The organism is Microvirga terricola (assembly GCF_011777495.1).
GTDB classification, from domain to species: domain Bacteria; phylum Pseudomonadota; class Alphaproteobacteria; order Rhizobiales; family Beijerinckiaceae; genus Microvirga; species Microvirga terricola.
This window is the reverse complement of record NZ_JAATJS010000005.1, coordinates 13,254-39,027: the sequence shown is the minus strand read 5'-3', so window position 1 is coordinate 39,027 and position 25,774 is coordinate 13,254. Positions and strand designations below refer to the sequence as shown.

Here is a 25,774-nt window from a genome sequence, read left to right as displayed (position 1 = left end):
TATGCTCAAGTGCACGTATGAAGAGGACGCGTGAAAGCACGCCCTCACGCTTGGGTTCGTCGATGTTTGGGAAGAATGTCTGAACGTGCGCCTAGCTTACCAAGGCGTAACGGCCCGATTGTCCGGCCAAATGTCGATGAAAAACATTTAGTGCTTTCATTAGGCAATACAAGGCACGGTCGTAAAAGAATGTCTTGAGGCAAGCGGGTGCTCAACTCTCGATATGAGAAAATTTTTCGTGCCAATAAAATTCCAGTCGTTATCCTCGATTTTCACGATCTGGCTGAGTAATTGAGATTTCTCCGATATTAGCCTTGTGGAAAACTAGGTCATCCATTGTCATGGCGCTTTAGGGGAGCTGCCGCCAGATCATGATCCACGTCGGGATCACGATGATGGAGGAGAGGAGAAGGGCTAGGATCAGCTCGCGCAGCCGCAAGGGCTCGTCGGGTAGGATCGCGGTGCCCTTCCCGGGCACAGGCTGTCGAAGGTCCGCCTTGGTCGTCATTGTCCAACCCTCTCGATCTCAACCATGACATCAGCCAGACCTGCCCGATGCCGCGCGACAGAATTTCGGAATCGACCCGGCCCCGCCCCGCCCCGTGGAGCCGGATCGTTCGTTAGCGGACGCTCGAATGGTCGGAGGCGAAGAAGGGCGAGGCTCCGATGCGCCAGCGTTCGGGGGCGACGAAGACGCGGCGGCGGCGTTGCGCCTCGAAGGCAAGCGGCGGCTTCGAGTTGTCGATGAACTTGCCGATCTGCTCCTGGAAGTCGGCTCCGGTCTTCCAGAAGCCGACATTGACGAAAGTGGTCCAGCGCTTGTCGAGGCTCCACACCATCCAGGGGAACTGCTTGCGGTCCTCGACCCGGCTCAGGAACTCGCCGATCAGGCCCGACCGGTCCGGGATCGTCGACCGTTTCGACCAATATTCTAGAAACTCGTGCTCACGCCCCTTCTTGATACGCCACTCGACTAGAATGATGCGGGCGGAGGTCTCCTCCGGCGAGACCTGTTGCTCTGAGGGCGCGTTTGCTGGCGCCTGAGCGAAGGATATCGCGGGGGTGAATGTGAGCCCGAGAACGACGGGAACCAAGTGCAGAAAAGTTTTCATCGTGCACTCCAGAAAAATTTCACATAGATCCGTGAGGATCCGACTCGATGTTCCGCCTCTATGCATCGATCCGGTAAAATAAAACTTACTGCCGCGATTAGAGGCAATAGAATCTGCGAATATTTCTGTGAATTAAGACCTAAGATCGCGCTCTAACGGCAGAGACGACTTAAAAGTGCTGATCTACCTCTGCGTTAATGGGGCAGTTCTTCCCTAGCCGGAGGTGCCGAAGCGGCTTTCGTCCTGGCAAGGTGCTGGACGCATTGTGCACATGCGAGGAAGAGGGTTGTCTTCTCAGGCTGTGCCAGACATAGACAAGCTGCAAAAGGCGCGCAGCGCCGGGAAAATCCGACCGTTGAGGAGTGATGGAATGCTGACCGTTGGCGATACGTTTCCGAGTTTCAAGCTGAAGGCCGCGAAGGCCGGCCCCGAGGGCCTGAACCTCAAGGACCCCTTCGTCGAGATCTCCAACGAGTCGGACGCGGGCCAATGGAAGGTCGTATTCTTCTGGCCGAAGGACTTCACCTTCGTCTGCCCGACCGAAATCGTCGCCTTCAGCAAGATGACCCGCGACTTCAAGGATCGCGATACCGTCATTTACGGCGTCTCCACGGACAACGAGTTCGTGCACGTGAACTGGCGCCTGAACCACGCCGAACTCAAGACCCTCGAAATTCCGATGCTCGCCGACATCAAGCGTGAGCTGTCGGCCGCCTGCGGCATCCTCGATAAGAACGAGGGCGTTGCGCTTCGCGCCACCTTCATCGTCGACCCGGACGGCATCATTCGCTTCGTGTCGGTCAACGATCTCTCGGTCGGCCGCAACCCGGCTGAAGTCCTGCGCGTTCTCGATGCCCTGCAGAGCGATGAGCTCTGCCCCTGCAACTGGAACAAAGGCGACGACTTCCTCAAGCCTGCCGCTTAAACTCAGTGATTGATCGGGCCCGCGCTCGATACGCGGGCCCTTTTTCATGTTTGAAGGATGTGACGCATGTCGCTCGATGCGCTGAAAGATCTGATCCCGGATTACGCTAAGGACATCCGGCTCAATCTGGGATCGCTTGCTACTGAGCCGAGCCTGACGACACAGCAGCGCGCCGGTGCCTTCGTCGCTGCGGCTCTTGCTTCGCGCAATGCGGAGGTGATCCGCGCGGTGGTGGCCGAGTTCGGTTCTCAGCTCAGCGCCGAGGCTCTGAGCGCCGCGAAAGCGGCGGCCTCGATCATGGGCATGAACAACATTTATTACCGCTTCGTGCACATGGCCGGCGGCGACTACGCCAACATGCCCGCCCGCCTGCGCATGAACGTCATCGCCCGTCCAGGCATCGACAAGGCGGATTTCGAACTCTGGTCGCTGGTGGTTTCCGCCATCAATGGCTGCGAGATGTGCGTGAAGAGCCACGAGCAGGTGGTGCGCTCCGCCGGTCTCACGCAGGAGCAGGTCCAGGCTTCGGTGCGTATCGCGGCGACGATCCATGCGGTCGCGGCGACGCTTGATGGCGAGGCGGCTTTGTTCCAGCCCATGGCGGACGCCGCCGAGTAAAATCGACGCGCCGAGCGGGACGAGTCCCGCCTGACGTCGCATCAGACGCGGGCGAGCGCTTCGGTGAGATCGTTCAAGAGATCCTGCTGGTGCTCTAATCCGACGGAAAGGCGCACCAGACCATCGAAGATGCCCATCTCGGCGCGCAATTCCGGCGCGAAGCGCTGGTGCGTCGTCGTGGAGGGATGCGTGACGAGGCTCTTGGCATCGCCGAGATTGTTGGAAATGCGGATGAGTTTCAGCGCGTTCATGAAGCGGAACGCGCCGTCCCTGCCGCCCTCGACCTCGATCGCGATCATGGTCGAGCCGCCGATCATCTGGCGCCTGATGAGTTCGGCCTGCGGGTGGTCGGCGCGTCCCGGATAGGTCAGCCGCCGGACCTTGGGATGGTTGTAAAGCGAGTCGGCCAGGAAGCCCGCGGTCTGTGTCTGACGCTCGACCCGCAAGGGGAGCGTCTCAAGTCCCTTCAAAAGAACCCAGGCGTTGAAGGGAGAGATCGAGGGGCCTGTCATGCGTAAAAATTGCTGCAGCGGTCCCTCGATGAATTCGGTCGTCGAGAGGATTACGCCGCCGAGACATCGGCCCTGACCGTCGATGTGCTTGGTAGCGGAATAGACCACGACATCCGCGCCGAGTTCGAGCGGCTTTTGGAAAAGCGGTGTTGCGAACACATTGTCGACGGTGAGCGTCGCGCCAGCCGCGTGAGCGATCTCCGCAACGCCCGCGATATCGATCATCTCGAGGCTTGGGTTGGAAGGCGATTCCAGCAAGCAGGCCTTCGTTTCGGGACGCATGGCCTGCCGCCACTCGTCGAGGTTCGGGCCATCGACGAGGGTGCAGCTCACCCCGAAGCGCGGCAGGAAATCTTCGACCACCCAGCGGCAGGAGCCGAAGAGCGCGCGGGCCGCCACCACATGGTCGCCCGCCTGGACCTGGCTCACAATCGCTGCCGTCACCGCCGCCATGCCCGTCGCCGTGGCCCGGGCGGCCTCCGCCCCTTCCAGCGCGGCGATGCGCTGTTCGAAAGCGGCGATGGTCGGGTTGGAATAGCGCGTATAGCTGAAGCCCGGCTCCTCGTTCAGGAACCGCCGCTCGGCGCTCTCGGCACTCTCGTAGACGAACCCTTGCGTGAGGAAGAGGGCCTCGGAGGTCTCGCCATAGGGCGTACGCTCCTGGCCTTCGTGAACGAGGCGGGTTTCAAGCTGGTAGTCGGGGCGTCGATGCGTGGTCATGCCCCATTTTTAAAATCGTTCTTTAAAAAGAACAATCGTTTTTCGCGAAAAAACTTTTCTCAGGCACCATCCGCGATGCGAAGCAGATACTGCCCGTAGCTGCTTTTGGAGAGCTCTTTCCCGAGGCGCGCCAGCTGGTCCTTGTCGATCCAGCCGAGGTTGAAGGCGATTTCCTCCGGGCAGGCGATGCGGAAGCCCTGGCGCTTTTCGAGTGCGCGCACGAATTCGGCCGCTTCGACGAGGGTGTCCGGCGTGCCCGTATCGAGCCAGGCGAAGCCGCGCCCCATGCGCTGCACGTGGAGTTGGCCGCGTTCCAGATAGGCGCGGTTCACGTCGGTGATTTCCAATTCGCCCCGCGCCGAGGGTTTCAAGCCCGCGGCGATCTCGATCACCTGCTCGTCATAGAAATAGAGCCCCGTGACCGCCCAGTTGGATTTCGGCTTTATGGGCTTCTCCTCGATGGAAACGGCCTTGCCGTCCCCGTCGAACGAAATGACGCCGTACCGCTCGGGATCGGTGACGTGATAGGCGAAGACGGTTGAGCCGCTCTTCCGGGCCCGGGCCTCGCGCATCAACTCGGGCAGGCCGTGTCCGAAGTACACGTTGTCGCCGAGGATGAGGGCGGAAGGGCCGCCCGCGACGAACTCCGCGCCGATGATATAGGCCTGCGCCAGCCCTTCGGGCTTCGGTTGCACTGCGTAGGAGAGTTTTAGCCCCCACCGCTCGCCGCTGCCCAGTAACTGCTTGAACTTGGGCAGATCGTCGGGAGTGGAGATGATGAGGATGTCCCGCACACCTGCCAGCATCAGCGTGGTGAGCGGGTAGTAGATCATCGGCTTGTCGTAGATCGGCAAGAGCTGCTTCGACGTGACATAGGTCATCGGATGCAGGCGCGTGCCGGAGCCTCCGGCGAGAATGATGCCTTTCATCGAATGGTCTCCTGGCCGCGCGTCTCATCGAGGAGGCGCTTGATGCAAGGTTCGAGGGATGCGCGCCACAACGGCAACGTGACGCCGTGAACGCGCGCGAGTTTTTCGCAATCGAGCCGCGAATTGGCGGGTCTTTTTGCAGGTGTCGGATAATCCGCGGTTTTGATTGGCCGGACTCGCGCATGCGGGCCGCCGAGGCGGGCGGATTGCAGGAAGATCTCGGCGGCGAATTCTGCCCAGGTCGCAAAGCCTGACCCGGTCATGTGGAAGATGCCGCGCAAGTTTTTGTCCTTCGGTCGCTCGATCATGTTGCGTGCAACAGTGATGACACAATCGGCGATGTCGTGTGCGCTGGTCGGCGAGCCGTGTTGATCGGCAACGACGCCGACTTCCTCGCGCTCGCGGGCCAGTCGCAACATCGTCTTCACGAAGTTCTTGCCGAAAGGGCTGTAGACCCACGCTGTCCGCAAGATTGCGTGGTTGTCGGTCTCAGCCATCACTGCCTCTTCGCCCAACAGCTTCGAGCGGCCATAGACTCCGAGCGGACGGGTTGCGTCATCCTCGCGATAGGCGCGATCCGCCGTGCCGTCGAAGACGTAATCCGTCGACAGCTGGATCACGGGGATTCCCATCGCCGCCGCAGCGCCCGCAACGGCGCCGGCACCTGTGCCGTTGATGGCGTCGGCAAGATCGGCCTCGGCTTCCGCCTGATCGACGGCGGTGTAGGCTGCCGCGTTCACGATCACATCGCCGCCGGTCTCGGACAAGATGTCCTCGATGCCGGAGGGATCGGCAAGGTCGAGAGCCGGACGGCCCAACAGAACGGCCGTCGCGCCATGCGTGGACGCACGCTCTGCAAGAGCGCGGGCCACCTGTCCTTCCTTGCCGATGACGATGATACGCACGAAACGAGGACCTTATGAGAAGACCGGCGGGAGATCGGCCAGCAAGGGGTGCTTGGTGTCCTTGTCGGATAGGACTGCGCGCGCTTCATCGACCTGCCACGCGATGCCGAGCGCCGGATCGTTCCAGGCCAAGCCGCGATCATGGGCGGCGGAATAATGCGCGGAAACTTTGTAGTGCACTTCCGTGTTCGGCTCGAGCGTGCAGAAACCATGCGCGAAGCCGACGGGAACGAGAAGCTGCAAGCGGTTCTCGGCGGAAAGTTCTACGGCGACGTGCTGTCCATAAGTGGGCGAGGAGCGCCTGAGATCGACGGCGACATCGAGAATGCGCCCGCGCCCGACGCGCACGAGCTTCGTCTGCGCGAATGGCGCAATCTGGAAATGCAGGCCGCGCACCGTGCCGACTTCGACGGAAAGGGAAAAGTTGTCCTGAACGAACTCCTCCTCGATTCCCGCCGCGCGAAACGCTTGCCGGTTATAGGTCTCCATGAAGGTGCCGCGCTGGTCGCCGAACGCTCGTGTGCGGACGATCTTCACATCGGGCAGGGCGCTGGCTTCGACCTCGATCACGCGGGCATTCTCCTTCAGGCGATGGGTGTTCCACCCCTGCCACAGGCGGGGCTTAGGCTACAATACCCAGGCGCTCGCCGCGATAGACGCCGGAGCGCACGCGCTCCCACCAATCGCGGTTGGCGAGATACCACTCGACCGTCTTGCGCAGGCCGGACTCGAAGGTCTCCGCGGGACGCCAGCCGAGATCGCGCTCGATCTTGGAGGCGTCGATGGCATAGCGCAGATCGTGGCCGGGGCGGTCGCTGACATAGGTGATGAGGTTTTCGCGGCGCCCGACGGCGCTATCGGGGGCCAATTCGTCGACGAGCGAACAGATCGCGCGCACCACATCGATGTTCGTGCGCTCGTTATGCCCGCCGATAGCGTAGGTCTCGCCCGCCTCACCCCGTTCGGCGGCAAGGATCAGCGCGCGGGCGTGATCGTCCACAAACAGCCAGTCGCGCACGTTCTCGCCCTTACCGTAAACGGGGAGGGGCTTGCCTTCGAGTGCATTGAGAATGACGAGCGGGATCAGCTTTTCCGGGAAGTGATAGGGCCCGTAGTTGTTCGAGCAGTTCGTGACGATGGTCGGCAGGCCGTAGGTGTGGTGCCAGGCGCGCACGAAATGGTCCGAGGCCGCTTTTGAGGCGGAATAGGGTGAACTCGGCTGATAGGGATATTCCTCGTGGAACAAGCCGTCTTCGCCCAACGAGCCGAAGACCTCATCCGTCGAGATATGGTGAAAGCGGAATGCCTTCTGCCGCTCCGGCGACAGGGCGCGCCAATAGGCGAGAGCAGCCTGAAGCACCGCATAGGTGCCGATGACATTGGTCTGCAAAAACTCGCCCGGCCCGTCGATGGAGCGGTCCACATGGCTCTCCGCCGCGAGGTGCATGACGATATCGGGTCGGTAGTCCGCGATCAGCGTCCGCATCCGCTCGTGATCGGCGACGTCCGCGCGTTCGAAGCGATAGCGGGGGTTGTTGGCGACGGGCTTCAAGGAATCGAGATTGCCTGCATAGGTGAGCTTGTCGACCACCAGCACCTCGTGCGGCGTGTCGCGGACGAGCATGCGGGCCACCGCCGAGCCGATGAAACCGGCGCCACCAGTCACAAGAAACCGCTTCATGAAGCCCCTTCGCGATTGCACGGCCCTTGCCCGAACGGGCCGCTAAAATGGATCGCCCTCCCTGCCGAACAGGGAGGGCGAGAATGTGATGAGGGTTTTAGTTGCCGATGGCAACGCCCTCACGACGGCTATCCGCCCCGCCGATGAGCCCTGCCGGGGTAACCACGATGGCGTGGATGCCGGAATTCTGGTCGATCAGCTTGACATCGTGCCCCTTGGTTTCGAGCGCCGCCTTCCAGGCTTCGGCCTCCGTGCCTGCTTCGAGCTCCGTCGGGCCGTTGCGGCTGCCGATATTGGGCAGGTCCGCGGCGACTTGCGGATCGAGCTTCCAGTCCAGGAGGCCGACCAGGGTCTTGGCGACGTAGTTGATGATCAGGCTGCCGCCCGGCGAGCCGACGACGGCGTAGAGCTTGTTGCCACCGTCGAGCACGATGGTCGGGGCCATGGAACTGCGCGGGCGCTTGCCCGGCTCGACCCGATTCGCCACCGGCTTGCCGTCTTCGACCGTGGTGAAGGAGAAGTCCGTCAGCTCGTTGTTGAGCAGGAAGCCGCTCTTGGTCATGATCCGAGCGCCGAACCCGTCCTCGATGGTGGTGGTCATCGAGACTGCGTTGCCGTTCCGGTCGACGATCGACATGTGGCTGGTGCCGTATTCGATGCCGTCCGACGGCCCCCAGAGGAAGGTCTTCTGGAACGGCGGCTCCCCCGGCTTCGCCTTGCCCATGGACTTGTTGGGATCGACGAGCGCCGCGCGGCTCTTCAGGTAGCCAGGATCGGTCAGGCCTTTCACCGGCACGTTCACGAAGGCCGGATCGGCCACATAGAGCCCGCGGTCGGCGAAGGCGAGGCGGCCCGCTTCCGAAATCCAGTGCACCGCTTCCGGCCCTGGCTTCATGGACGCCATGTCCTGGGTCTCCAACACGCCCAAAATCTCCTGCACGGCGATCTGGCCCGAGCTCGGCGGGCCCATGCCGCAGATCTTGTAGACGCGGTAGGGGCCGCAGATGGCTGGGCGCTCTTCGACCACGTAGCTCTTCAGGTCGTCGAGGGTCATGTCGCCGGGATTGGTGGCGTGGCTCGTGACCGTCGTCACGATGTCCTGCGCGATCTCGCCCGTGTAGAACGCGTCCGCGCCCTTGTCCGCGAGGGTGCGGAGCGTCTGGGCGAAGGCCGGGTTCTTCAGCACGGTTCCGACCGCCTTGGGCTTGCCCTCGGCGTCATAGAAATAAGCCCGGGCTAGCGGGTCGTTCTGGAGATACTTTTCTTGAGACAGAAGGCCGTTGAGGCGCGGCGAGATGGCAAACCCGTTTTCGGCAAGATTAACGGCGGGTTCGATCACCTGCTTCCACGGCAGCTTGCCCCATTTCTTGTGCGCGGCCTCCAGCAGACGCACGGTGCCGGGAACGCCGACCGACCGGCCGCCGACGACAGCATCGTAGAACTTCATCGGCTTCCCATCGGAGCCGAGGAAGCGCTCGGGTTTGGCGGCCGCGGGCGCCTTCTCGCGCCCGTCGAGGGTGGTCATGGCCGTCCCGTCCCAGAACACCATGAAAGCGCCGCCGCCGATGCCGGAGCTTTGCGGCTCGACCAGATTGAGAACCAACTGCACGGCCACAGCCGCATCGGCGGCGCTGCCGCCTGCGGCGAGAATTTCACGGCCCGCCTGCGCAGCCAGCGGATTGGCGGCCGCCACCATGTCCTTGGTCGCGACGCCTGTGGTTTTCGCGGTGCGGCCGGTGGGGGCTTCGGGAGAGGGGGCGACAGGTTGCGCGAAGGCGGGCGCCGCAAGGGGGATGCTCGCCGCAAAGCCAAGCCCAACAAGGCTTCGCCACAGGGGTCCTCGAACGATCATGTCTTTGTTTCCTCTGGTCTTGCCGCCCGGCAAGGCGCCAGGCCGGGGGTAGCCTAGCAATGAGGCTGCGGGCGCGCCATCTCCATTCCGAGAGGTATTTTTACCCAAAATGACCACACTCTTGCCCAGGTGTGCCGCCACCATCCCTCCGCCGACAGACGAACGATCGGCGAAAAACGACGAAGGAGGAAATCATGTGCGCCTACAACCTGTTCCGAAGCAATCGGGCTGACGGCCTTCTTTGCGCGGTTCCCGAGGAGCGCTCCGTTCCCCCGTTCGTCACCGGGCCGCGTTGGACATTCGATGGCCGAGTCGATGGGGATCGCTCCGCTCCGCTCGGCTTCGACGGCAAGGCCGCGGAGGCCGGTGTGCGGTTCAATGGATTCTATCTGTTCGCCGGATTTCGCAAGAGAACGCCGGACCATTAGGCGGCTGGGAGAGAAATCCCCGAAATCTCGATAAAGAGCCTTGATCTCTCGCGGCGACCGGGGTCTAGTTTGTTTCACCTGCGCTCGCCGCTTCGCTTGTCCCCTCGCCGATCGTGCATTCCTCACTCGCTCTCATCTGGACGGTCACCGCTGCAACCACGTTGTTGCAGGCGGCGAATGGTCTTTTGCAGGCTCTGATGCCGCTGCGCATGCAGGCGGAGGGGCTTTCCATCAACTCCATTGGCCTCGTGGCGGCGGCCTATGGACTCGGGTTCTCGTCGGGCTGCTTTCTCGCGCCCGCCTTCATTCGCCACGTCGGCTATATCCGCGCTTTTGCGAGCCTCGCTGCCGTCGCGGCGGTCGTCGTTCTTGCGATGACGCAGGCCCACACGACTCTGGCCTGGGCGCTTCTCCGCGGTACCATCGGCTTGACGTTCGCCTGCATCTTCACGGTGACCGACGGCTGGATCAGCGCGCGTGCCATATCGAGCCATCGCGGGCGCATCATGTCTTTCTATATGATCTGCACGAAGCTCGCTTTGATGGTTTCGCCGCTCGGCATCGCCTTGGGAAGCATCGATGCGGACGGGTTTTTCATGGCGGTGAGCGCGGTGATGTCGCTCTCGCTCCTGCCGATTGCTGCGACGACGACGGAGGAGCCGCCCGCGCCGAGCGGCGTCAAGATTCGCGTCCGCAGCCTTTTCAAGGCTGCGCCCTCCGCAGTCGTCGGGTCGTTCGTCGTCGGGCTCGTCAACGGACCCGTCATCGCCATCACCCCAGTCTTCGGCGTCAGCATCGGGCTCAGCCAGGACAAGGCGGCGGCTTTGTTGTTCGCCCTGCAAGCGGGCAGTTTGGCGATGCAATATCCGCTCGGCTGGCTCTCCGACCGCACGGATCGGCGATACATCATCGCGGCGCTCGCGGGCGGCACGTCGCTGGTGTCGTTGCTGATCCTGTTCGTTAGCGCCAGCGGCGCACAGAATCTCGTTCTTGTGAGCTTCGCGATATGGGGCGGGCTCGCCCTGTGCATCTACGCCGTCTGCGTGGCTCATGCCTGCGACATCGTCGATCCGGGGCAGATCATCTCGACGGTAGGAACGCTTCTCTTCTCCTGGGCGACCGGCGTCACGGTGGGGCCGCTCCTGGGTGCCTTCGCTATGGACCTCATGGGTCCCAAGGGCTTGTTCATCTATTCCGCGGTGGTGTCGCTCGCACTGACGGTCTTCGTCGTCATGCGCATTCGTCAACTGCCGCGCCCCGCGGCCAAGGGCGGGTTTGTCGAAGTCGTGCCCTCAGGAGCCGCCGCTTCGACAATCACTGCGCGCAACGACACGCAAAGCCCGTCGCGTGATGACGCGGAGCCGCAGCCTCAGAGTGCGGCGTCTGCCGTTGCGAGGGCCGATACGTCCTCGTAGCGTTCAAGCCGCTTGTCGATCATGCCGTCGATCTTCTTGTAGACCTCGGTGACGGTGAGTTGCCGGGTCTTGCGGCCTGCCTTGGCATAGAACAGCGACTTGTTCGCCCGCGCCGCCGCAGGGAACACGCGCGGGGCACTCTGCTTCGGCTTGCCGTTCACCAGCACCATGAACTTGCTGGCGCTGTCGACGCCGAAGAAATGCGAGAAGTAGAACTCTGAGCGCGTGATCTGACGCCCAAGCCGGCCCTCGATCTTCGCGCGGTCGCGCTTCATCATCTCGGCCGCCATCAGGGCGGACAGATACGGGTTGCGGCGCAGGCCCAGAATGTGTTCGCGCATCTCTGCGTTGGGCACTGTCAACTGACCGCCAACCATGCGGATGGCCTCCGCTTCAGCAGCAAAGCCATGCTTCTCGCCGAAGCTGCGGACGACCTCAAACCACGTGCCCGCGATAAACTGGAATAAGCCGACTGCCGATGACGAGGAGGCCTGATTGTTGGCAATGAAGCTCGATTCCTTGTCCGCAAGCGCCATCATGTAAACGGGGTCTGCGCCCGTCACATCCGCGGCGCGTAAGATGGCATCGACGATGCGGCGCGGCACGCGCATGCCGTCGAATTGCACGTAGTCCTCGGGCTGCGCGACACTCCGGGTCTCTACGACGCGCGCGGCGGTCCGCGTAGGAAGCTGAATTCCCTTGATGATGTTGGCGCGGATGTCGCCCGTGTCGGCTGCTGCGGCGGGGACGATGGATTCGAGCGGGTCGATGGAGACAGAGACGGCAACGATTTGCTCCGTCCGGAAAAATGCGGTGAGGCTGGAGCCGGACGGCGCGGTCGCGGCGCTTGCGCTGGCTAGGGCCATATAGGCGCCGAGGCTGATGCCCGTCACATAGCGGAGTAGGCGCTTGATGCCGTGCGATGCGTCGCGGCGCGCTTCGAGAAGAGCCTTATCGCCCCGGCAAAGCGCCAACGGCTGGCACGCGTCAACAGACGCTGTCAGTCTGACAGTCATGGAGAGACCCCCGATGAGATGCCGCGTCGCCGCGATGCGGGTTTGCGGTCGTTTTTGCTAAAAGCGCCGCATTCCTGGCCGGGGGTTATGTCCAGATTAGGTCAGCTTAGCCATTCGGGTTCCAATAATTTTGATTGTGCGACGACCCGCCGCTGGTTTAGACGAAAGTCCAAACAAGAATATATTGCTTTATGCTAGGGCTCCTCGGAGCCTATCCCACATCTCTTCTTGCGGTATACCGAGGCGCAGGATTGTCTGTTCATGATTGAACTTGCGCACCCAGATTCCGGATCGCGCTAAACGCTCGAACCAGTCTCCTGCTTGCGGGTGTCGCGCCAGCCGGAAGAGCCGCGTTCCGCCGACGATGTGGAAGTCCGCGCGGGTCAGAAGCTCGTCGAGGACGAGGCAGGCGCGCGCCAGCCGGACCTTTTGATCCGCAAGCCATGCGGCGTCGCCAAGCGCCTGCGCGCCAAGGGCAAGCGCCGGTCCTGAGACAGCCCAAGGCCCTAGCTCTTCGCGGATGCGCACGCTGAAGACCGGGTCGCAGATTGCGAAACCGAGCCGGACGCCCGCTAGCCCATAGGCCTTGCCGAAGGAACGCAGCACTATGGTGCCGGGCAGCTTCTTCCCAGCAATCGAGGCTTCGTCGTCGAGGTCAGCGAAGGCCTCGTCCACCACCAGCCATCCGCCACGCCGATGGAGGATGGATGCCGCCTCTGCGAGTTCTGTCGGATCGGCGATGCGTCCGTCGGGGTTATTGGGATTGGCGATCACAACGACATCAGGGGTCAGCGCAAGAGCATCGGCAAGGGAAGTTGCGACCTGAATGTCGTGGCCCTCGCTGACCCAACTGCGCTCGTGCTCGCTATAGGTCGGGCCGACGATGGCGACCTTGCTCTTGTCGCGAAGGCGCGGGAGCAGGCGTATCGTGGCCTGCGACCCGGCGGTGGCCACGACGCGAGCGGGGTCGGAAACACCGTAAGCCCGCGCGGCAACGGCCTCTGTATGGCCGACCTCTTGAGGTGAGGGGAGGCGCGTGAAGGCGCGCAGGTCCGGCAAGCTTACGGGATAGGCATTGGGATTGATCCCCGTCGAGAGGTCGATCCATGGCTCAGGCGCTTCCGGAAAGAGCGCTTTTGCGTCATGAAGATTGCCACCGTGCTGCATGACTGCTCCATTTAATTGAGATGTCTCTGATAACCGCCGCTCTCGCCCTTGTCCTGATCGCTCTCACCGTCGATGCCTGCGTGGGTTATCCCGCGCGGATCTTTCAGCGGATCGGCCATCCGGTTACCTGGATCGGCGCACTGATCGTGGCTCTGGAGAGGCGGTTCAACCGGCTTGAGCTGCCCGCGCATGTGCGCCGCAGGCGCGGCGTCGTGACGCTCGTCCTCACGCTCGTCATCTGCGCAGGTGCCGCCTTCACGATCGAAACCGTCCTGAGCTTTATCCTCGGCGGTTGGGCGTTCATCGTGGCGGGTGTTCTGGCGAGTAGCCTGATCGCGCAGCGCAGCCTGCACGATCATGTGCTGCGCGTGGCGGCGGGGCTTGAGGAGAGTCTTGCGGCAGGCCGTCTCGCCGTCTCGCACATCGTCGGGCGCGATCCGCAGGTTCTCGATGAGCCCGCCGTCGCGCGCGCCGCCATCGAAAGTCTGGCAGAGAATTTTTCCGACGGCGTCGTTGCGCCGACACTCTACACTGCTCTCGCAGGGTTGACGGGCGGCGTAGCCTACAAAGCCATCAACACGGCGGATAGCATGATCGGCCATCGCAAGCCCCGTTACGAGGCTTATGGCTGGGCGGCGGCGCGGCTGGACGATCTCGTCAATCTTCCGGCCTCGCGCGTGTCCGCCTGTCTGATCGTGCTGGCGGCGGTTTTCGTGCCCGGATGCAGTTCGCGTGAAGCGGCAAAGGCGGTGTGGCGCGATGCGCGCCATCATCGCTCCCCCAATGCGGGATGGCCCGAAGCCGCCATGGCAGGGGCGTTGGGGCTGCGGCTCGCAGGGCCGCGCATCTATGATGGCGTTACGGTGCACGACCATTGGATGGGGCGCGGCCGCGCGATGGCTCACGCCGCCGACATCCGCCGCGCCCTGGTGCTTTATCGCGTGACCTGGGCGATGCAGGCGGGCGTGATCGCCCTCCTGCTGCTCGCTGCATTACGGTGGTGATCCTCACCACGTGGCGCGAAGGCCGGCATAGAAGGAGCGGCCTGCGGTTCCGTAGTTGTAGACTTCCTCGTAGCGCGCATTCGTCAGGTTCTCCGCCCGCGCATAGACACTGAACGTGTCGTTGATGCGATAATCGGCGTAGACGTCGAAGCGTGCGTAAGGAGCGAGCCTGTTCTTCTCGTTGTTAGAGGAGAAGCGTTCGCCGACGAAGATCACGGACGGCTCGATGGAGAGGCCCGCAACGGGCGTCACGATGAGGCCGATGCGGCCCTCGTCCTGCGGACGGCGCGCCAGGCGCAGATGCGTTTCCTCGTCGAAGGCCTGAAGATGCGTATAGGCCACCTTGAGGCGCAGCCATGTCGGAATGACGTCCACATCCGCCGCCAATTCGACGCCCGAAGTCTTCGCTCTCGCCACGTTCAGATAGCAGCCGAAGGGTTGCGACGGACGGCACGCGGCAGGATCGAACGTGAAGTCGATCAGGTCGCGGAAGCGGTTTGCGAAGAAGGTCGCAGACAACGTCAGGCGGTCATCCAGAAGCCGCTGATCGACGCCCACATCGAAGCCGACCGAGTGTTCCGCCTGGAGGTCCGGCGTGCCGTAGGTCGGATCGAAGCGCTGGAACAGGCTTGGCGCCTTCGCGCCCGTGCCGACGCTGGCGCGCAGCTTCGTGTCGGTGTTGGGAATCTCATACGCTGCCGTCGCACGCCACGTTCCGAACCGGTCGCCGTCCGCGATATCGTCGAGGCGGCCGCCAAACGAGAGATGCAGGTTGTCGAACAGCGTGAACTGATGCAACGCGTAGAGAGAGCGTGTGGTCTGGGAGGCATCGTTCGTCTCGCGCGGCAGACCCGGTACAGGCAGCACGTCCCGCGACGTCGAGGTCATGCTGTCGCGCTCCACCTTTGCACCGAAGGTGAGGAGGCCGAATGCGCCGAGCTTTAGATCGCCCTGATATTCCGCTGCCACGCGGTCGCCGACGTAGCCGGTGTTAGACCAGAACGGACTCGCGAGCGAGCCGAAATAGCTCACGTCCCGATAGTGACGGTTCGTGCGTGTCGCCGACACCAAAATCGAATTGCGCAGCAAGCCGTCGAAGGCATAGGCCGTGAGCCGCGTGTGGCCCTCATAGAGGCGCTGCTGGGATTGCGACGGCGTGTCGGGGAAGTCGCCAAAGCCTGCGTCGTATTGCGCGCCGTTGAAGCTCGTATAGCCGCCGAATTCGAGTTCGACATCCTGCGAGAGCTGAACCGCGACGCGGCCCGAAGCGCCGATGCGCTGCGCACTGTCTGCTTCCAGCGGCAGCACGCGCGCGTTTTCGATCCGCCGGATGCGGTAGCCGTAGCGCGAGAAGCCGGCCGTGTCGAAACCTGTCGTCGCAAAGGCGTAAGAGACCGGTCCGGAGCTGCCGGAAACTGCGGCGTGCCCCGCCCTGGTGCCATAGGAGCCGCCTTCGACACTGGCCTTGAAGCGCGGCGCGCCCTTGCCCTTTTTGGTAATGATGTTGATGACGCCGCCCATGGCGTCCGATCCATAGAGCGCCGATTGCGGACCACGCAGAACCTCGATGCGCTCGATATCAGTCGCGATCAGGTTCGCAAAATCGAATTCGTCCGAAGTCGATGCGGGATCATTCACGCGGATACCGTCGATGAGGACGAGCGTCTGCCCCGAATTGCCGCCGCGAATGCGCACCACCGTCGTGCCGCCGGGACCGCCCGTTTCAACGACCGTGAGGCCGGGCACGCGGCGTAGCACATCCGCTGTGTGCTTGGGCGATTCCTTGGCTATTTCCTCGGCGGTGATCACCGAGATCGCGCTGCCGGCCTGCGAGATCGCGAGCGGCGTACGCGTTGCGGTGATGACGATATCGGGAGGCGGCAGAGACGCGTTGGATGCATCTTGGGCTTGCGCCTGGACAATGGAGAGGGCGCAAACGGACACGGATGCCGCCACCAAAAGGCGGCGCGAAGGCGTAGACATGGAGACCTCCTGCTCGCCCCGCCGGCGAGCAAAGATGGGGTTGCGTTCAAAACGCTGGCCGGTCTCCTGGCTCGCGGGTTATCGCGTGCGGGTCCGCCTTCCCGAATGTCGCCGAGCTTGTGTCGCTCGACAATTCAGTGGCATGAAGGACCGCCGCTTGCCGCTTACAGTTGCGGGGGCAGCCACGGAATAGGACAAAGTCCGCACCGTGTTCCCGTTTCACCTCGATTTTAACGAGGCACCAACGTCGATGTCTCTCATAGTGGGTCGCGCCTGATGCCGCAACTCCATTTCGCACGGTTATTCCTGCTGTTTGCGTTGGGGGGGCTCGCGCCCCTCGCAACGGAGACGGCGCTTGCCCAAACGGCGCCGCAGGGTGTCGTCTCGCTTAATCTTTGCGCGGATCAATTGCTGCTGCGCCTGGCTGATCGCGAACAGATCGTGTCGTTGAGCCCGCTTGTGCGGGACCCTTCACTCTCCTTTCTGGTCGCCGAGGCTAGTGGCGTTCCGAGCAACGAGGGGAAAGGCGAGGCGATTCTGTTCAGCCGTGCGGATCTGGTTCTCGCCGGCAGCTTCGGTCAGCTCGCCCGCACGGCGCTCTTGCGCCGGCAGGGACTGGATGTGCTCGAACTGGACCCCTGGCGAAGCCTCGACCATGGGCGCGAACAGATCCGTCTCGTCGCCAAGCGCCTCGGCCACCCCGAGCGCGGAGAGGCGCTGATCGCGGAGATCGATGCCGCGCTGGCGCGAACGAGGGACATCGTTCCGGCGAAGCGCAGCATTCTTCCTTATTATCGGCGCGGGTGGGTGCCGGCCTCCAACTCGCTCATCAGCGAATTGTTGATCCATATGGGCTTCACGTTGCAGCAGGATACACTTGGCATGAAGCGGGGAGGGGTGGTCCGTCTGGAAAGCATTGTCACCTCGCCGCCGGATTACCTGTTGGTGCACGATGATGACGCCGAGGCCGTCGACAATGGTTCGGCGCTGCTCGTGCATCGTGCGCTCTTAACGGCAGTGCCGCCGGACCGGCGTCTCGTCATCGCTGGGCGGCTCGCCATCTGTGGCGGCCCTTCGACACCTGCGCTCATCGACGCGCTGGCGCGCGAGATTCGCGCGAAGGTGCGCTGACGATCACAAACCTTCACGCGCGATCGCAAGGATGCGGTCGGCGTCGAGATGGATTTCGAGATGATCGGCGAGGGCGTCGAGCGTTCCATCGACCTCGCTCTCATAGCTCAGGCCGTCAAAGGCAATGCCGGGTTTGAGCCTGCGCAAGAAGGCCTGCCGAAACGCATCCGTCGAAAAAAGCCCGTGCAGATAGGTGCCGATGACGCGCCCATCCGCCGAGACCGCGCCTTCCGGCTGATTTTCGATGAGGAAGGGTGCGCGGGTTGTATCCGGACCCGCCGTGCGGCCAAGGTGGATCTCGTAGGCGGACAGATCGAGACCGGTCGCTTCATGGCGCGCGGTCACTGGGCGGACCGTCTTTTCAGGCGTCAGCACGGTCTCCACATCGAGGAGGCCGAGACCCGCGACCGTTCCCGCTGGACCTTCCACCCCATCGGGGTCCGCGATCGTGCGGCCGAGCATCTGATAGCCGCCGCAGAGCCCGAGCACGCGCCCGCCACGGCGCAGATGGGCCGCGATGTCGATGTCCCAGCCTTGCATTCGCAAGAAGGCGAGATCCGCAATCGTTGCCTTGGAGCCCGGCAGGATGACGAGGTCCGCATCGTGTGGCAAGGGCATGCCGGGCGGAACCATCGTGAGCGCAACGGCGGGTTCGAGCTTGAGCGGGTCGAGATCGTCGAAATTGGCGATGCGCGGAAAAATGGGCACGGCGATCTTGAACGCCGCTTCGCTTGTCTGGCCTGAGGCGATATCGAGCGCATCTTCCGCCGGTAGTTTATGCGCGGCAGCAAACCACGGCACGATCCCGAGCGAAGGCCACGCGGTCATCCGTTCGATGGTGGTGATGCCGTCATCGAACAGCGACGGGTCGCCGCGAAATTTGTTGATGAGAAACGCGCGCACGAGGCTACGATCCGCGGCGTTGAGAACCGCATGGGTTCCGACGAGACTCGCGATAACGCCGCCCCGGTCGATGTCGCCTGCCAGCACGACGGGCACGCGCGCCGCCGTGGCGAAGCCCATATTGGCAATGTCGCCCTCGCGCAGATTGGTTTCCGCAGGACTGCCCGCGCCCTCGACCACGATGAGATCGGCTTCCGCGCCAAGCTTTTCGAAGCTGTCGAGCACGAAAGGCAGAAGCGCCTGCCGCCCGCGAAAGGCCGCGGCATCCAGTTGCCCGAAGCGCTGGCCCTGAACGATGATCTGCGAACGGCGGTCGGTTTCGGGCTTGAGCAGTACCGGGTTCATGTGAACGCTTGGTGCAGCGCTCGCCGCGCACGCCTGGAGCGCCTGGGCGCGCCCGATTTCGCCGCCCTCCACGGCGGCGGCGTTGTTCGACATGTTTTGCGGCTTGAACGGCCTGATCCGCAGGCCCCGCCGTGCGAACAGGCGGCATAGGCCCGCCACAAGCAGAGACTTGCCGACATTCGATCCGGTGCCCTGGATCATGACGGCGGGCGCGCGCCTCGTCATGCGAGCGGCACGTGGAGCGGCGCCGCTGGCTTGAGCAGTAGCGGGCAGCCGGCGGCGACGAAAACCACCGTCTCGCAGACTTCGGCGAGGCGCTGGTTCACGCGCCCTTGTTCATCGCGGAAGGAGCGCCCCAGCGGCGTTGCGGGCACGATGCCTTGGCCGACCTCGTTCGACACCAGCACCAGCGGCCCCGCGGCGTCGCGGATCGCGTCGATCAGGAGGTCTGTTTCTTTTCCGACATCCTGTTCGGCAAGCAGAATGTTCGAGAGCCAGAGCGTCAGGCAGTCGACCAGCACGACCCGTGACGGGGCGGTTTCCGCCCGGATGGCGTCAGCCAAGGCGAGGGGGGCCTCGCGTGTTTGCCATTCACCGCCACGAACGGATTGATGGTGAGCGATACGCTCGCGCATCTCGTCGTCGAAGGCTTGGGCGGTGGCGATGTAGAGACGGTCCACGGAGGCCGATTCGGCGATGCTCTGCGCCGTACGGCTTTTTCCAGAACGGGCGCCGCCCAGAACGAGCGCGCGGCGATAGGCTGTCATGGGCTCTGCTGCCAGAAAACGAGACCCGTGCGCGCGACGGGTGAGGATCTTGCGCTGCCCGAAGGGTTAGCCGGTCAGCCGACCAAGAGGCAAGTTCATGTGCACGCGCAATCCTTCATGCAGCCATTCCCGAACGAGGCTGCCGCCGAGTTGGCCCGCAATGCTCCTCAGGGCCAGTTGAGTGCCGAATCCTTCAAAGTCGGGCGGACGCAGAATGGGAGGGCCACCCATTTCGGTCCAAATGATGTCGACATTGTCCCGCGCCATGGTCCACCGGATGGCGAGGCTGCCCTCCGGCTTGGAGAGGCATCCGTATTTCGCGGCGTTGGTAGCAAGCTCGTGCAGGACAAGGGCGAGGCTCGTCATCGTGTTCGGTCCGACTTCGAGGCCCGGGCCTTCGATGACGATCTTGTGTCCGTCCGGCTGCCGGTAAGGGGCGAGAACGGCGACGATCAGCTTTTCGAGATCGACGTCCTGCTCGGTCCGATTGGCCGGATCGGTCACGGGCCGCACGAGTTCATGCGCACGAGAGAGCGCGCTCAGGCGTCCGCGCAGGATAAGGGCCATCTCCGTGGGGTCCTTGGCCGTGCGGGCGGTCATGGAAACCATGCCGTTCGCGATGGCGAAAAGGTTCTTCACCCGATGGGTGAGTTCCCGCGTCAGAAGCTGTTTGACCTCCTCGGCGGCATGGTGATCTGTAATGTCGCTGATGACGCCGGACAGGCCCGAGGCGTGACCGGACCTGTCGTTATTCTTGAAATAGGCGCGACCGTTAGAGCGGATCCACCGGATCGAACCGTCCGGGTCGATCGTGCGGTATTCCACCTGATAGCGTCCGTTTGAACCCGGTTCCGTTGCCTCCGCCATGCGTTTCACGACCAGGGCGCGGTCCTCCGGGTGGATGCGCGCGATGGCCTCGGCGAGGGGCAGGCTGTAAAGGCCGTTATGGGGGATGTTGAACAGGGCGCAGGTTCCCTCGTCCCAACTGACGAGGTTTTCTTCGAGGTCTATCTTCCAGGTTCCGAGATGCGCCGCCTCGAGTGCGAGGCGATATTGCTGCTCCAGCGAGCGAAGCGCTTCGTCGGCTTTCTTCTGCGCGTCGATGTGGGTGCAAGTGCCGTACCATCGCACGATCCGCCCCGAGGGACTGTGCACCGGATTACCCTTGGCTAGCATCCACCGATACTCGCCGCTCGCCGCTTTCAACCTGTATTCGACCTCGTAAGGCTGTTCGGTACGGAGAGCCTGGGCCCAAACGACTTCGGCCACCTTCAGATCATCCGGATGAACGGCGCGCTTCCAGCGCTCTCCCACGGACTCTTCGTAGCTCAACCCCGTGAATTCATACCACCTTCGGTTGAAATAATCGTTATGTCCATCCGCGCTCGCCGACCAGACGAGGTGTGGCAGGCTGTCCGCCAATAAGGCGAATTGGGTCTCGGTTTTCTCGAAATCCACTCGCATCCCCTCATCAGGCGTGACGCCAGACCCGTCCCCTCAATAGAGCCACATTTAGTCGGTCTTGAGGAGGGGCTACAACCCGCAATCGAGCTTACCCCGTTGTTTCCTTAAGGCAAAGAGTGGTGCGCGCACCGCGAACTCTTTAAGGATCGACCTGCCTCTGGCGCTTGGCCGTACAAGTGCTTAGATGCTGGACCACCCTCAACGATACGAAATATTTCCCACGCTGAGCCAGTTTTCTTTTTCATGAACGATTTAAGCCCCTCACGAGCAACGCCCCCGGACATGTCCTCCGCCGAGGCCCTTCAACCGAAGGAGCGGCGGTCCCGGCGGTTCGCGTGGATCGGGATGGCGGCGAGCGTGGTCCTGTTCGCGGCCTCGATCGTGGTGCTCTGGCACATCGTCTCCGGCATCGACATCGGTGAGCTGAAGGCCGCTTTTACCGCGGCGAGTGCGCGACAGATCGGCTTGGCCGTCCTTTTCACCGCTGTCAGCTATGGGCTCCTGACCTGCTACGACTCCATCGCCTTGCGGCAGCTCAAGCTGCACATCCCCTACCGGACGACGGCGCTGGCCTCTTTCACCAGCTATGCGGTCAGTTTCACTCTCGGCTTCCCGCTGCTGACTGCGGGGACCGTCCGCTACTGGATTTATTCGACGAAGAAAGTCAGCGCGGGCCGGGTCGCCAGCCTGACCGTGATCGCGGGCGTGACCTTCTGGCTTGGTATGGCGTTGGTCTTCGGCTGGAGCATGCTGAGCCAGGCGGAAGCGCTGTCCAATCTCGTCTATACGAATTTGCGCCTCAACCAGCTCATCGGCCTGGGAGCGGCGGGGGCGGTGATCGCTTATCTCGCCTGGGTGTCGGTGAAGCGGCGCGCGGTGAAGATTCAGGGCTGGAGGCTCGACCTGCCGGGCTTTCGCCTCTCGACGGCGCAGATGTTGATCGGCGCGGCGGATGTCTGCGCGGGAGCAGGGGTGCTCTTCGTCCTTCTCCCCGGCGGGCACAATATCGGCTTCGAAACCTTCGTCGCGGTTTACATTTTTGCGGTCATGTTGGGGGTGGCGAGCCATGCGCCGGGTGGGCTCGGCGTGTTCGAGGCGACCATTCTGCTGGCTCTCTCGCGTTACCCGCGCGAGCCGGTGCTCGGCGCGCTGTTGCTCTATCGTCTTTGCTACTACCTCATTCCCTTCGTCGCAGCGCTGTCACTTTTGGGCGCCTATGAAGTGCGCAACCGCATCCGCGCCTCCCGTGGCGCGTTCAAGCCGTGCGAGAGCGAGTGCGCGCCGGAATGAAAGGCCCGGGGCAGGATGACTCTTTAAGCCGCTCGCTCTAAACAAGGCCCGTTCCGTTGGATCCGTCCCCCATGAGCGACCCCGAAGAAACGCCGCCGACGGAGGTTCCGGAAGGCCCCCATCCGGCGCGGGTCGGGGCTCTTCGCGGCGCGGCGATTGCCTCCGTTCTGATGCTCGGCATCCTCGTGGCGCGCGGGCACTGGGACGGGTGGCTGCTGCTGGCGACCATTTTTACCATCGTCCTCGGCGCGCTTCTCGGCGGTCCGCGGCGGGTCCTGCAAGGCGGCCTGCTCCGGTCAGGACGCTCTGGTCGTCAGGCCAGCGACGCCCGCCGGCCCGGCGTTGCCGACGCTCTTCTGGCGCACATCCCTGACCCGGTCATTCTGGTGGACCAGCGCGCCCTTGTCGTCGAGGCCAATGCGGCTGCGCGGATTTTGTTGCCGGGCCTGAAGACCGGGCATCCTCTGTCCTTTGCCCTTCGCAGCCCCGATGTGCTCGGCGGCATCGACAAGGTTCTGTCCTCCGGGGCCCCACTGAAGGTCGAATATTCCGAACGCATCCCGACGGAGCGCACCTTTGAGGTGCATATCGGTCTGCTTGAGCCAGATGGATCCGAAGAAGTCGAGGTGCGTTCCGGCGTTGTGCTGTTCTTCCGCGACCTCACCTCCGCGCGGCGTCTCGAAGCCATGCGCGCCGATTTCGTCGCCAATGCGAGTCACGAACTGCGCACGCCGCTCGCGTCGCTCCTCGGCTTCATCGAAACCCTGCAAGGGCCGGCCAAGAACGATCCTAAGGCGCGCGAGCGCTTTCTCGACATCATGCGGGGGCAGGCGCAGCGCATGAAGCGCCTGATTGACGATCTCCTCTCCCTTTCGCGGATCGAGATGCGCGCCCACGTGCCGCCGACCGAAGTGGTCGATCTCACCTCCATCGCCGGGCAGATGATCGAAACCCTGACACCTCTCGCGCGCGACCGGGGCGTCGCGATCCGTTCGAAGCTGCCTCCCGAGCCGCTGCCGGTGTTCGGCGAACGGGATGAGCTTCTCCGCGTCATGGAGAATCTCATCGAGAATGCCGTGAAATACGGGGAGAGCGGCGGCAAGGTCGATGTCGAGCTGGCTGAGGCTTCGGCCCTCGATGGCACCTCTCAGGCCGTCTTGGCCGTACAGGACTATGGACCCGGCATCGCGCCCGAGCATCTGCCCCGCCTCACGGAGCGGTTCTACCGTGTCGATGTCGCGGACAGCCGGGACAAGGGCGGCACGGGGCTGGGGCTTGCCATCGTCAAGCACATCGTCAACCGGCATCGTGGCCATCTCGACATTGCGAGCGAGCCGGGCAAGGGCGCACGTTTCACCGTCACTTTGCCGGAATTGCCGCGCGTGTGACGCTGAGAAAACGAGGTATTTCCAGCCTCGCCGGGCGGACTGTCATCGATTTGTCATCCAACTGTCGTAGACCCGACATCGGTCGGGCCTAGCTGTCCCCTCGCGCGGATCGGCGCTCCATGACCCGAGTCGGCTGCCGCGCTTGTACGAACAGGAGACGTCTCGTGAAATTCAAGTCCTACGCCCTCGCGGCTGGCCTCGTCGTCGCGGCCTTCACGAACCCGGTTGCAGCCGCCGACATCACCGGCGCAGGCGCGACCTTCCCCTTCCCGATCTACGCGAAGTGGGCGGAAGCCTATAAGAAGGAAACCGGCAACGGCCTGAACTACCAGTCGATCGGTTCCGGTGGCGGCATCAAGCAGATCCAGGCCAAGACCGTCGATTTCGGCGCCACCGACGCGCCCCTCAAGGGCGAAGACCTCGACAAGAGCGGCCTTCTCCAGTTCCCGACCGTGATGGGCGGCATCGTTCCCGTCATCAACATTCCGGGCGTCGAAGCCGGCCAGCTCAAGCTGACGGGCGAACTTTTGGCCGACATCTTCCAGGGCAAAATCGCCAAGTGGAGCGATGCCAAGATCGCCCAATTGAACCCCGGCGTGAAGCTGCCTGACGCGGCGATCACCCCGGTCTATCGTTCGGACGCTTCCGGCACCACGAACGTGTTCACCACCTATCTCTCGCAGGTTTCCGAGAGCTGGAAGTCGGGTCTCGGCGCCAACACCACCGTCAGCTGGCCGGTCGGTCAGGGCGGTAAGGGCAATGAGGGCGTCGCTGCCACCGTGAAGCAGGTTCCGAACTCGATCGGCTACGTCGAGTACGCCTACGCCAAGCAGAACAAGATTCCTTACGCCCTGCTCCAGAACAAGGCGGGCAAGTATCCGAAGCCTGACGACAAGGCCTTCCAGGCTGCGGCTGCCAAGGCCGACTGGAGCGCCGCTCCCGGCTTCGGCATCTCGCTGACCAACCAGCCCGGCGACGAGGCTTGGCCGATCACCGCGCCGACCTTCATTCTGGTCTACAAGGCTTCGGAAAACCCGGCGCAGACCGCCGAAGTGCTGAAGTTCTTCGCCTGGGCTTACAAGAACGGCGGCAAGCTCGCTTCCGATCTCGACTACGTCCCGCTGCCGGACAACGTCATCGGCATGGTCCAGGACGCTTGGGCCAAGGACATCAAGGACAAGTCGGGCGCGCCTCTTTTCAAGAAGTAAGCGGCTGACCGGCCACTAAAATTGAGGTACGGCGGATGTCTGTGCTGTCTGATCGGATTGCCATATCGAACATGCAGAACGTCCGCCGTTCCTCCCAGCCGGTTTTCGACCGGATCTTCCAGTGGTCGAGCTTTGGCTCGGCCCTTCTCGTCCTGATCGTTCTCGCGGGCATCATCGGCTCGATGATCCATGGCGGCATGCCCGCCTTCCGGGAATTCGGCTTCGGTTTCGTCACCTCCAGCGCCTGGGATGTCGGTCGCGATCAATACGGCGCCTGGGTCGCCATCGTCGGCACACTGACCTCGGCCCTGATCGCGCTCGTGATCGGCGTGCCGCTGTCCATCGGCATCGCGATTTTCCTCACGCAGCTCTGCCCCGCCTGGCTCAAGCGCCCGGTCGCCACGACCATCGAGCTTCTCGCCGCGGTGCCGAGCATCATCTACGGCATGTGGGGCCTGTTCGTTTTCGCCCCGCTCTTCGCCAAGTTCGTGCAGATCCCTGTGTCTTCGCTGGTCGAGGGGCTGCCGTTCTTCGGTACGGTTCTTTATGCGCGCGTTCCGTCAGGCGTCGGGGTGCTGACCGCAGGCATCATCCTGGCGATCATGATCATCCCGTTCATCGCGTCCATCACGCGCGATATTCTGGACCAGATCCCGACCATGCTGCGCGAGAGCGCCTACGGTATTGGCTGCACCACCTGGGAGGTCGTGCGCCATGTTTTGTTGCCGCAAGCGGGTGTGAGCATCATTGGAGCGATCATGCTGGGTCTCGGGCGTGCGCTCGGCGAGACGATGGCGGTCACGTTCGTCATCGGCAATGCCAACCGCCTGTCGCTCTCCCTTTTCGATCCCGGCTCCACCATCGCGTCGCGCATCGCCAACGAGTTCAATGAAGCGGCCGGGTTGCAGCTCAACGCGCTTCTCGCGTTGGGGTGCATTCTGTTCCTCGTCACATTCACCGTTCTTGTGCTCGCGCGCCTGCTGATCGCGCGCGTCAAGGCGAAGTAGGGGG

24 protein-coding genes and 1 riboswitch are annotated in these 25,774 nt (G+C 63.2%); of the genes, 10 read left to right on the top strand and 14 right to left on the bottom strand.

Annotated elements, in window-relative coordinates:
- Positions 1–349: 349 nt before the first annotated feature.
- Entirely contained in the window at positions 350–508 is a 159-nt protein-coding gene (locus HB375_RS14860; RefSeq protein ID WP_167673797.1) for a hypothetical protein, read from the bottom strand.
- A gap of 112 nt (positions 509–620) precedes the next feature.
- Complete coding sequence (locus HB375_RS14855; protein ID WP_167673796.1) at positions 621–1,112, bottom strand: hypothetical protein; 492 nt, start codon at positions 1,110–1,112, stop codon at positions 621–623.
- A gap of 370 nt (positions 1,113–1,482) precedes the next feature.
- Between HB375_RS14855 and HB375_RS14850 the strand changes: the two genes are divergently transcribed.
- Together HB375_RS14850 and ahpD are read left to right on the top strand one after the other, a co-directional pair.
- The gene (locus HB375_RS14850) at positions 1,483–2,037 is read left to right on the top strand and encodes a peroxiredoxin (RefSeq protein WP_167673795.1); all 555 of its coding nucleotides are present in this window, start codon (positions 1,483–1,485) and stop codon (positions 2,035–2,037) included.
- 66 nt (positions 2,038–2,103) lie between these two features.
- Positions 2,104–2,655 carry an alkylhydroperoxidase, AhpD family gene (ahpD, locus tag HB375_RS14845; protein WP_167673794.1) on the top strand — a complete coding sequence of 184 codons (552 nt, stop codon included), beginning with the start codon at positions 2,104–2,106 and terminating at the stop codon, positions 2,653–2,655.
- A 41-nt stretch (positions 2,656–2,696) separates the two neighbouring features.
- On the opposite strand, the gene HB375_RS14840 is transcribed toward ahpD, so the two are convergent.
- The 6 genes from HB375_RS14840 to ggt form a co-directional block, all read right to left on the bottom strand.
- Positions 2,697–3,887, bottom strand: coding sequence for an O-succinylhomoserine sulfhydrylase (locus HB375_RS14840; RefSeq protein ID WP_167673793.1), 1,191 nt, complete (start codon positions 3,885–3,887; stop codon positions 2,697–2,699).
- A gap of 59 nt (positions 3,888–3,946) precedes the next feature.
- Positions 3,947–4,816 (bottom strand): glucose-1-phosphate thymidylyltransferase RfbA, encoded by an 870-nt coding sequence (gene rfbA, locus HB375_RS14835; RefSeq protein WP_167673792.1) that lies wholly within the window; start codon positions 4,814–4,816, stop codon positions 3,947–3,949.
- Positions 4,813–5,721 (bottom strand): dTDP-4-dehydrorhamnose reductase, encoded by a 909-nt coding sequence (gene rfbD, locus HB375_RS14830; protein WP_167673791.1) that lies wholly within the window; start codon positions 5,719–5,721, stop codon positions 4,813–4,815. The genes rfbA and rfbD overlap by 4 nt, the downstream gene beginning before the upstream one ends.
- A gap of 12 nt (positions 5,722–5,733) precedes the next feature.
- Complete coding sequence (gene rfbC / locus HB375_RS14825) at positions 5,734–6,291, bottom strand: dTDP-4-dehydrorhamnose 3,5-epimerase (RefSeq protein ID WP_167673790.1); 558 nt, start codon at positions 6,289–6,291, stop codon at positions 5,734–5,736.
- A gap of 52 nt (positions 6,292–6,343) precedes the next feature.
- Positions 6,344–7,402, bottom strand: a complete 1,059-nt coding sequence (gene rfbB / locus HB375_RS14820) for a dTDP-glucose 4,6-dehydratase (protein WP_167673789.1) — start codon at positions 7,400–7,402, stop codon at positions 6,344–6,346.
- 97 nt (positions 7,403–7,499) lie between these two features.
- Complete coding sequence (ggt, locus tag HB375_RS14815) at positions 7,500–9,254, bottom strand: gamma-glutamyltransferase (RefSeq protein ID WP_167673788.1); 1,755 nt, start codon at positions 9,252–9,254, stop codon at positions 7,500–7,502.
- A 194-nt stretch (positions 9,255–9,448) separates the two neighbouring features.
- On the opposite strand from ggt, the gene HB375_RS14810 reads away from it, so the two are divergent.
- Together HB375_RS14810 and HB375_RS18530 are read left to right on the top strand one after the other, a co-directional pair.
- The gene (locus tag HB375_RS14810; RefSeq protein ID WP_167673787.1) at positions 9,449–9,682 is read left to right on the top strand and encodes a hypothetical protein; all 234 of its coding nucleotides are present in this window, start codon (positions 9,449–9,451) and stop codon (positions 9,680–9,682) included.
- A gap of 113 nt (positions 9,683–9,795) precedes the next feature.
- Positions 9,796–11,097: an MFS transporter gene (locus HB375_RS18530; protein WP_167673786.1), complete on the top strand. Its 1,302-nt coding sequence runs from the start codon at positions 9,796–9,798 to the stop codon at positions 11,095–11,097.
- Here the strand turns inward: HB375_RS18530 and HB375_RS14800 are convergent.
- Both HB375_RS14800 and cobD read right to left on the bottom strand, forming a co-directional pair.
- Positions 11,052–12,113 carry a lytic transglycosylase domain-containing protein gene (locus tag HB375_RS14800; RefSeq protein ID WP_167673785.1) on the bottom strand — a complete coding sequence of 354 codons (1,062 nt, stop codon included), beginning with the start codon at positions 12,111–12,113 and terminating at the stop codon, positions 11,052–11,054. The two genes, HB375_RS18530 and HB375_RS14800, sit on opposite strands and share 46 nt — an antisense overlap.
- 189 nt (positions 12,114–12,302) lie before the next feature.
- On the bottom strand, positions 12,303–13,280 hold the full coding sequence (gene cobD / locus HB375_RS14795) for a threonine-phosphate decarboxylase CobD (protein ID WP_167673784.1): 978 nt from the start codon (positions 13,278–13,280) through the stop codon (positions 12,303–12,305).
- Between the two features lie 20 nt (positions 13,281–13,300).
- Here cobD and cbiB point away from each other — a divergent pair, with 20 nt between their 5' ends.
- A complete protein-coding gene (gene cbiB / locus HB375_RS14790; RefSeq protein WP_167673783.1) occupies positions 13,301–14,284 on the top strand; it encodes an adenosylcobinamide-phosphate synthase CbiB in 984 nt (327 codons plus the stop codon).
- Between the two features lie 3 nt (positions 14,285–14,287).
- Here the strand turns inward: cbiB and HB375_RS14785 are convergent, their stop codons facing one another.
- Entirely contained in the window at positions 14,288–16,267 is a 1,980-nt protein-coding gene (locus HB375_RS14785) for a TonB-dependent receptor plug domain-containing protein (protein ID WP_167673782.1), read from the bottom strand.
- Positions 16,268–16,306: 39 nt separating this feature from the next.
- Positions 16,307–16,528, bottom strand: a riboswitch (cobalamin riboswitch).
- 15 nt (positions 16,529–16,543) lie between these two features.
- Here HB375_RS14785 and HB375_RS14780 point away from each other — a divergent pair.
- Positions 16,544–17,398 carry an ABC transporter substrate-binding protein gene (locus HB375_RS14780; RefSeq protein ID WP_167673781.1) on the top strand — a complete coding sequence of 285 codons (855 nt, stop codon included), beginning with the start codon at positions 16,544–16,546 and terminating at the stop codon, positions 17,396–17,398.
- Between the two features lie 3 nt (positions 17,399–17,401).
- Here HB375_RS14780 and HB375_RS14775 read toward each other — a convergent pair whose 3' ends face one another.
- The 3 genes from HB375_RS14775 to HB375_RS14765 all read right to left on the bottom strand — a co-directional run bounded on the left by HB375_RS14775 (position 17,402) and on the right by HB375_RS14765 (position 20,871).
- A complete protein-coding gene (locus tag HB375_RS14775; protein ID WP_167673780.1) occupies positions 17,402–18,871 on the bottom strand; it encodes a cobyric acid synthase in 1,470 nt (489 codons plus the stop codon).
- Positions 18,868–19,413 carry a bifunctional adenosylcobinamide kinase/adenosylcobinamide-phosphate guanylyltransferase gene (gene cobU / locus HB375_RS14770; RefSeq protein ID WP_167673779.1) on the bottom strand — a complete coding sequence of 182 codons (546 nt, stop codon included), beginning with the start codon at positions 19,411–19,413 and terminating at the stop codon, positions 18,868–18,870. Before cobU ends, HB375_RS14775 begins: the two co-directional genes overlap by 4 nt.
- Before the next feature lie 66 nt (positions 19,414–19,479).
- Positions 19,480–20,871, bottom strand: a complete 1,392-nt coding sequence (locus tag HB375_RS14765) for a PAS domain-containing protein (RefSeq protein WP_167673778.1) — start codon at positions 20,869–20,871, stop codon at positions 19,480–19,482.
- Positions 20,872–21,159: 288 nt separating this feature from the next.
- Between HB375_RS14765 and HB375_RS14760 the strand changes: the two genes are divergently transcribed.
- The 4 genes from HB375_RS14760 to pstC all read left to right on the top strand — a co-directional run bounded on the left by HB375_RS14760 (position 21,160) and on the right by pstC (position 25,770).
- Complete coding sequence (locus tag HB375_RS14760; RefSeq protein ID WP_246728524.1) at positions 21,160–22,167, top strand: lysylphosphatidylglycerol synthase domain-containing protein; 1,008 nt, start codon at positions 21,160–21,162, stop codon at positions 22,165–22,167.
- Positions 22,168–22,238: 71 nt separating this feature from the next.
- Positions 22,239–23,555, top strand: a complete 1,317-nt coding sequence (locus HB375_RS14755; protein WP_167673776.1) for an ATP-binding protein — start codon at positions 22,239–22,241, stop codon at positions 23,553–23,555.
- Between the two features lie 119 nt (positions 23,556–23,674).
- Complete coding sequence (gene pstS / locus HB375_RS14750) at positions 23,675–24,763, top strand: phosphate ABC transporter substrate-binding protein PstS (protein ID WP_167673775.1); 1,089 nt, start codon at positions 23,675–23,677, stop codon at positions 24,761–24,763.
- Between the two features lie 71 nt (positions 24,764–24,834).
- Complete coding sequence (gene pstC / locus HB375_RS14745; RefSeq protein WP_425515187.1) at positions 24,835–25,770, top strand: phosphate ABC transporter permease subunit PstC; 936 nt, start codon at positions 24,835–24,837, stop codon at positions 25,768–25,770.
- Positions 25,771–25,774: the final 4 nt, after the last annotated feature.

Coding starts and splice junctions, on each gene's coding strand:
- HB375_RS14860 (WP_167673797.1), bottom strand. CDS start 508: ATGACGACCAAGGCGGACCTTCGACAGCCTGTGCCCGGGAAGGGCACC.
- HB375_RS14855 (WP_167673796.1), bottom strand. CDS start 1,112: ATGAAAACTTTTCTGCACTTGGTTCCCGTCGTTCTCGGGCTCACATTC.
- HB375_RS14850 (WP_167673795.1), top strand. CDS start 1,483: ATGCTGACCGTTGGCGATACGTTTCCGAGTTTCAAGCTGAAGGCCGCG.
- ahpD (WP_167673794.1), top strand. CDS start 2,104: ATGTCGCTCGATGCGCTGAAAGATCTGATCCCGGATTACGCTAAGGAC.
- HB375_RS14840 (WP_167673793.1), bottom strand. CDS start 3,887: ATGACCACGCATCGACGCCCCGACTACCAGCTTGAAACCCGCCTCGTT.
- rfbA (WP_167673792.1), bottom strand. CDS start 4,816: ATGAAAGGCATCATTCTCGCCGGAGGCTCCGGCACGCGCCTGCATCCG.
- rfbB (WP_167673789.1), bottom strand. CDS start 7,402: ATGAAGCGGTTTCTTGTGACTGGTGGCGCCGGTTTCATCGGCTCGGCG.
- ggt (WP_167673788.1), bottom strand. CDS start 9,254: ATGATCGTTCGAGGACCCCTGTGGCGAAGCCTTGTTGGGCTTGGCTTT.
- HB375_RS14810 (WP_167673787.1), top strand. CDS start 9,449: ATGTGCGCCTACAACCTGTTCCGAAGCAATCGGGCTGACGGCCTTCTT.
- HB375_RS14800 (WP_167673785.1), bottom strand. CDS start 12,113: ATGACTGTCAGACTGACAGCGTCTGTTGACGCGTGCCAGCCGTTGGCG.
- cobD (WP_167673784.1), bottom strand. CDS start 13,280: ATGCAGCACGGTGGCAATCTTCATGACGCAAAAGCGCTCTTTCCGGAA.
- cbiB (WP_167673783.1), top strand. CDS start 13,301: ATGTCTCTGATAACCGCCGCTCTCGCCCTTGTCCTGATCGCTCTCACC.
- HB375_RS14785 (WP_167673782.1), bottom strand. CDS start 16,267: ATGTCTACGCCTTCGCGCCGCCTTTTGGTGGCGGCATCCGTGTCCGTT.
- HB375_RS14780 (WP_167673781.1), top strand. CDS start 16,544: ATGCCGCAACTCCATTTCGCACGGTTATTCCTGCTGTTTGCGTTGGGG.
- HB375_RS14775 (WP_167673780.1), bottom strand. CDS start 18,871: ATGACGAGGCGCGCGCCCGCCGTCATGATCCAGGGCACCGGATCGAAT.
- cobU (WP_167673779.1), bottom strand. CDS start 19,413: ATGACAGCCTATCGCCGCGCGCTCGTTCTGGGCGGCGCCCGTTCTGGA.
- HB375_RS14760 (WP_246728524.1), top strand. CDS start 21,160: ATGTCCTCCGCCGAGGCCCTTCAACCGAAGGAGCGGCGGTCCCGGCGG.
- HB375_RS14755 (WP_167673776.1), top strand. CDS start 22,239: ATGAGCGACCCCGAAGAAACGCCGCCGACGGAGGTTCCGGAAGGCCCC.
- pstS (WP_167673775.1), top strand. CDS start 23,675: ATGACCCGAGTCGGCTGCCGCGCTTGTACGAACAGGAGACGTCTCGTG.
- pstC (WP_425515187.1), top strand. CDS start 24,835: ATGCAGAACGTCCGCCGTTCCTCCCAGCCGGTTTTCGACCGGATCTTC.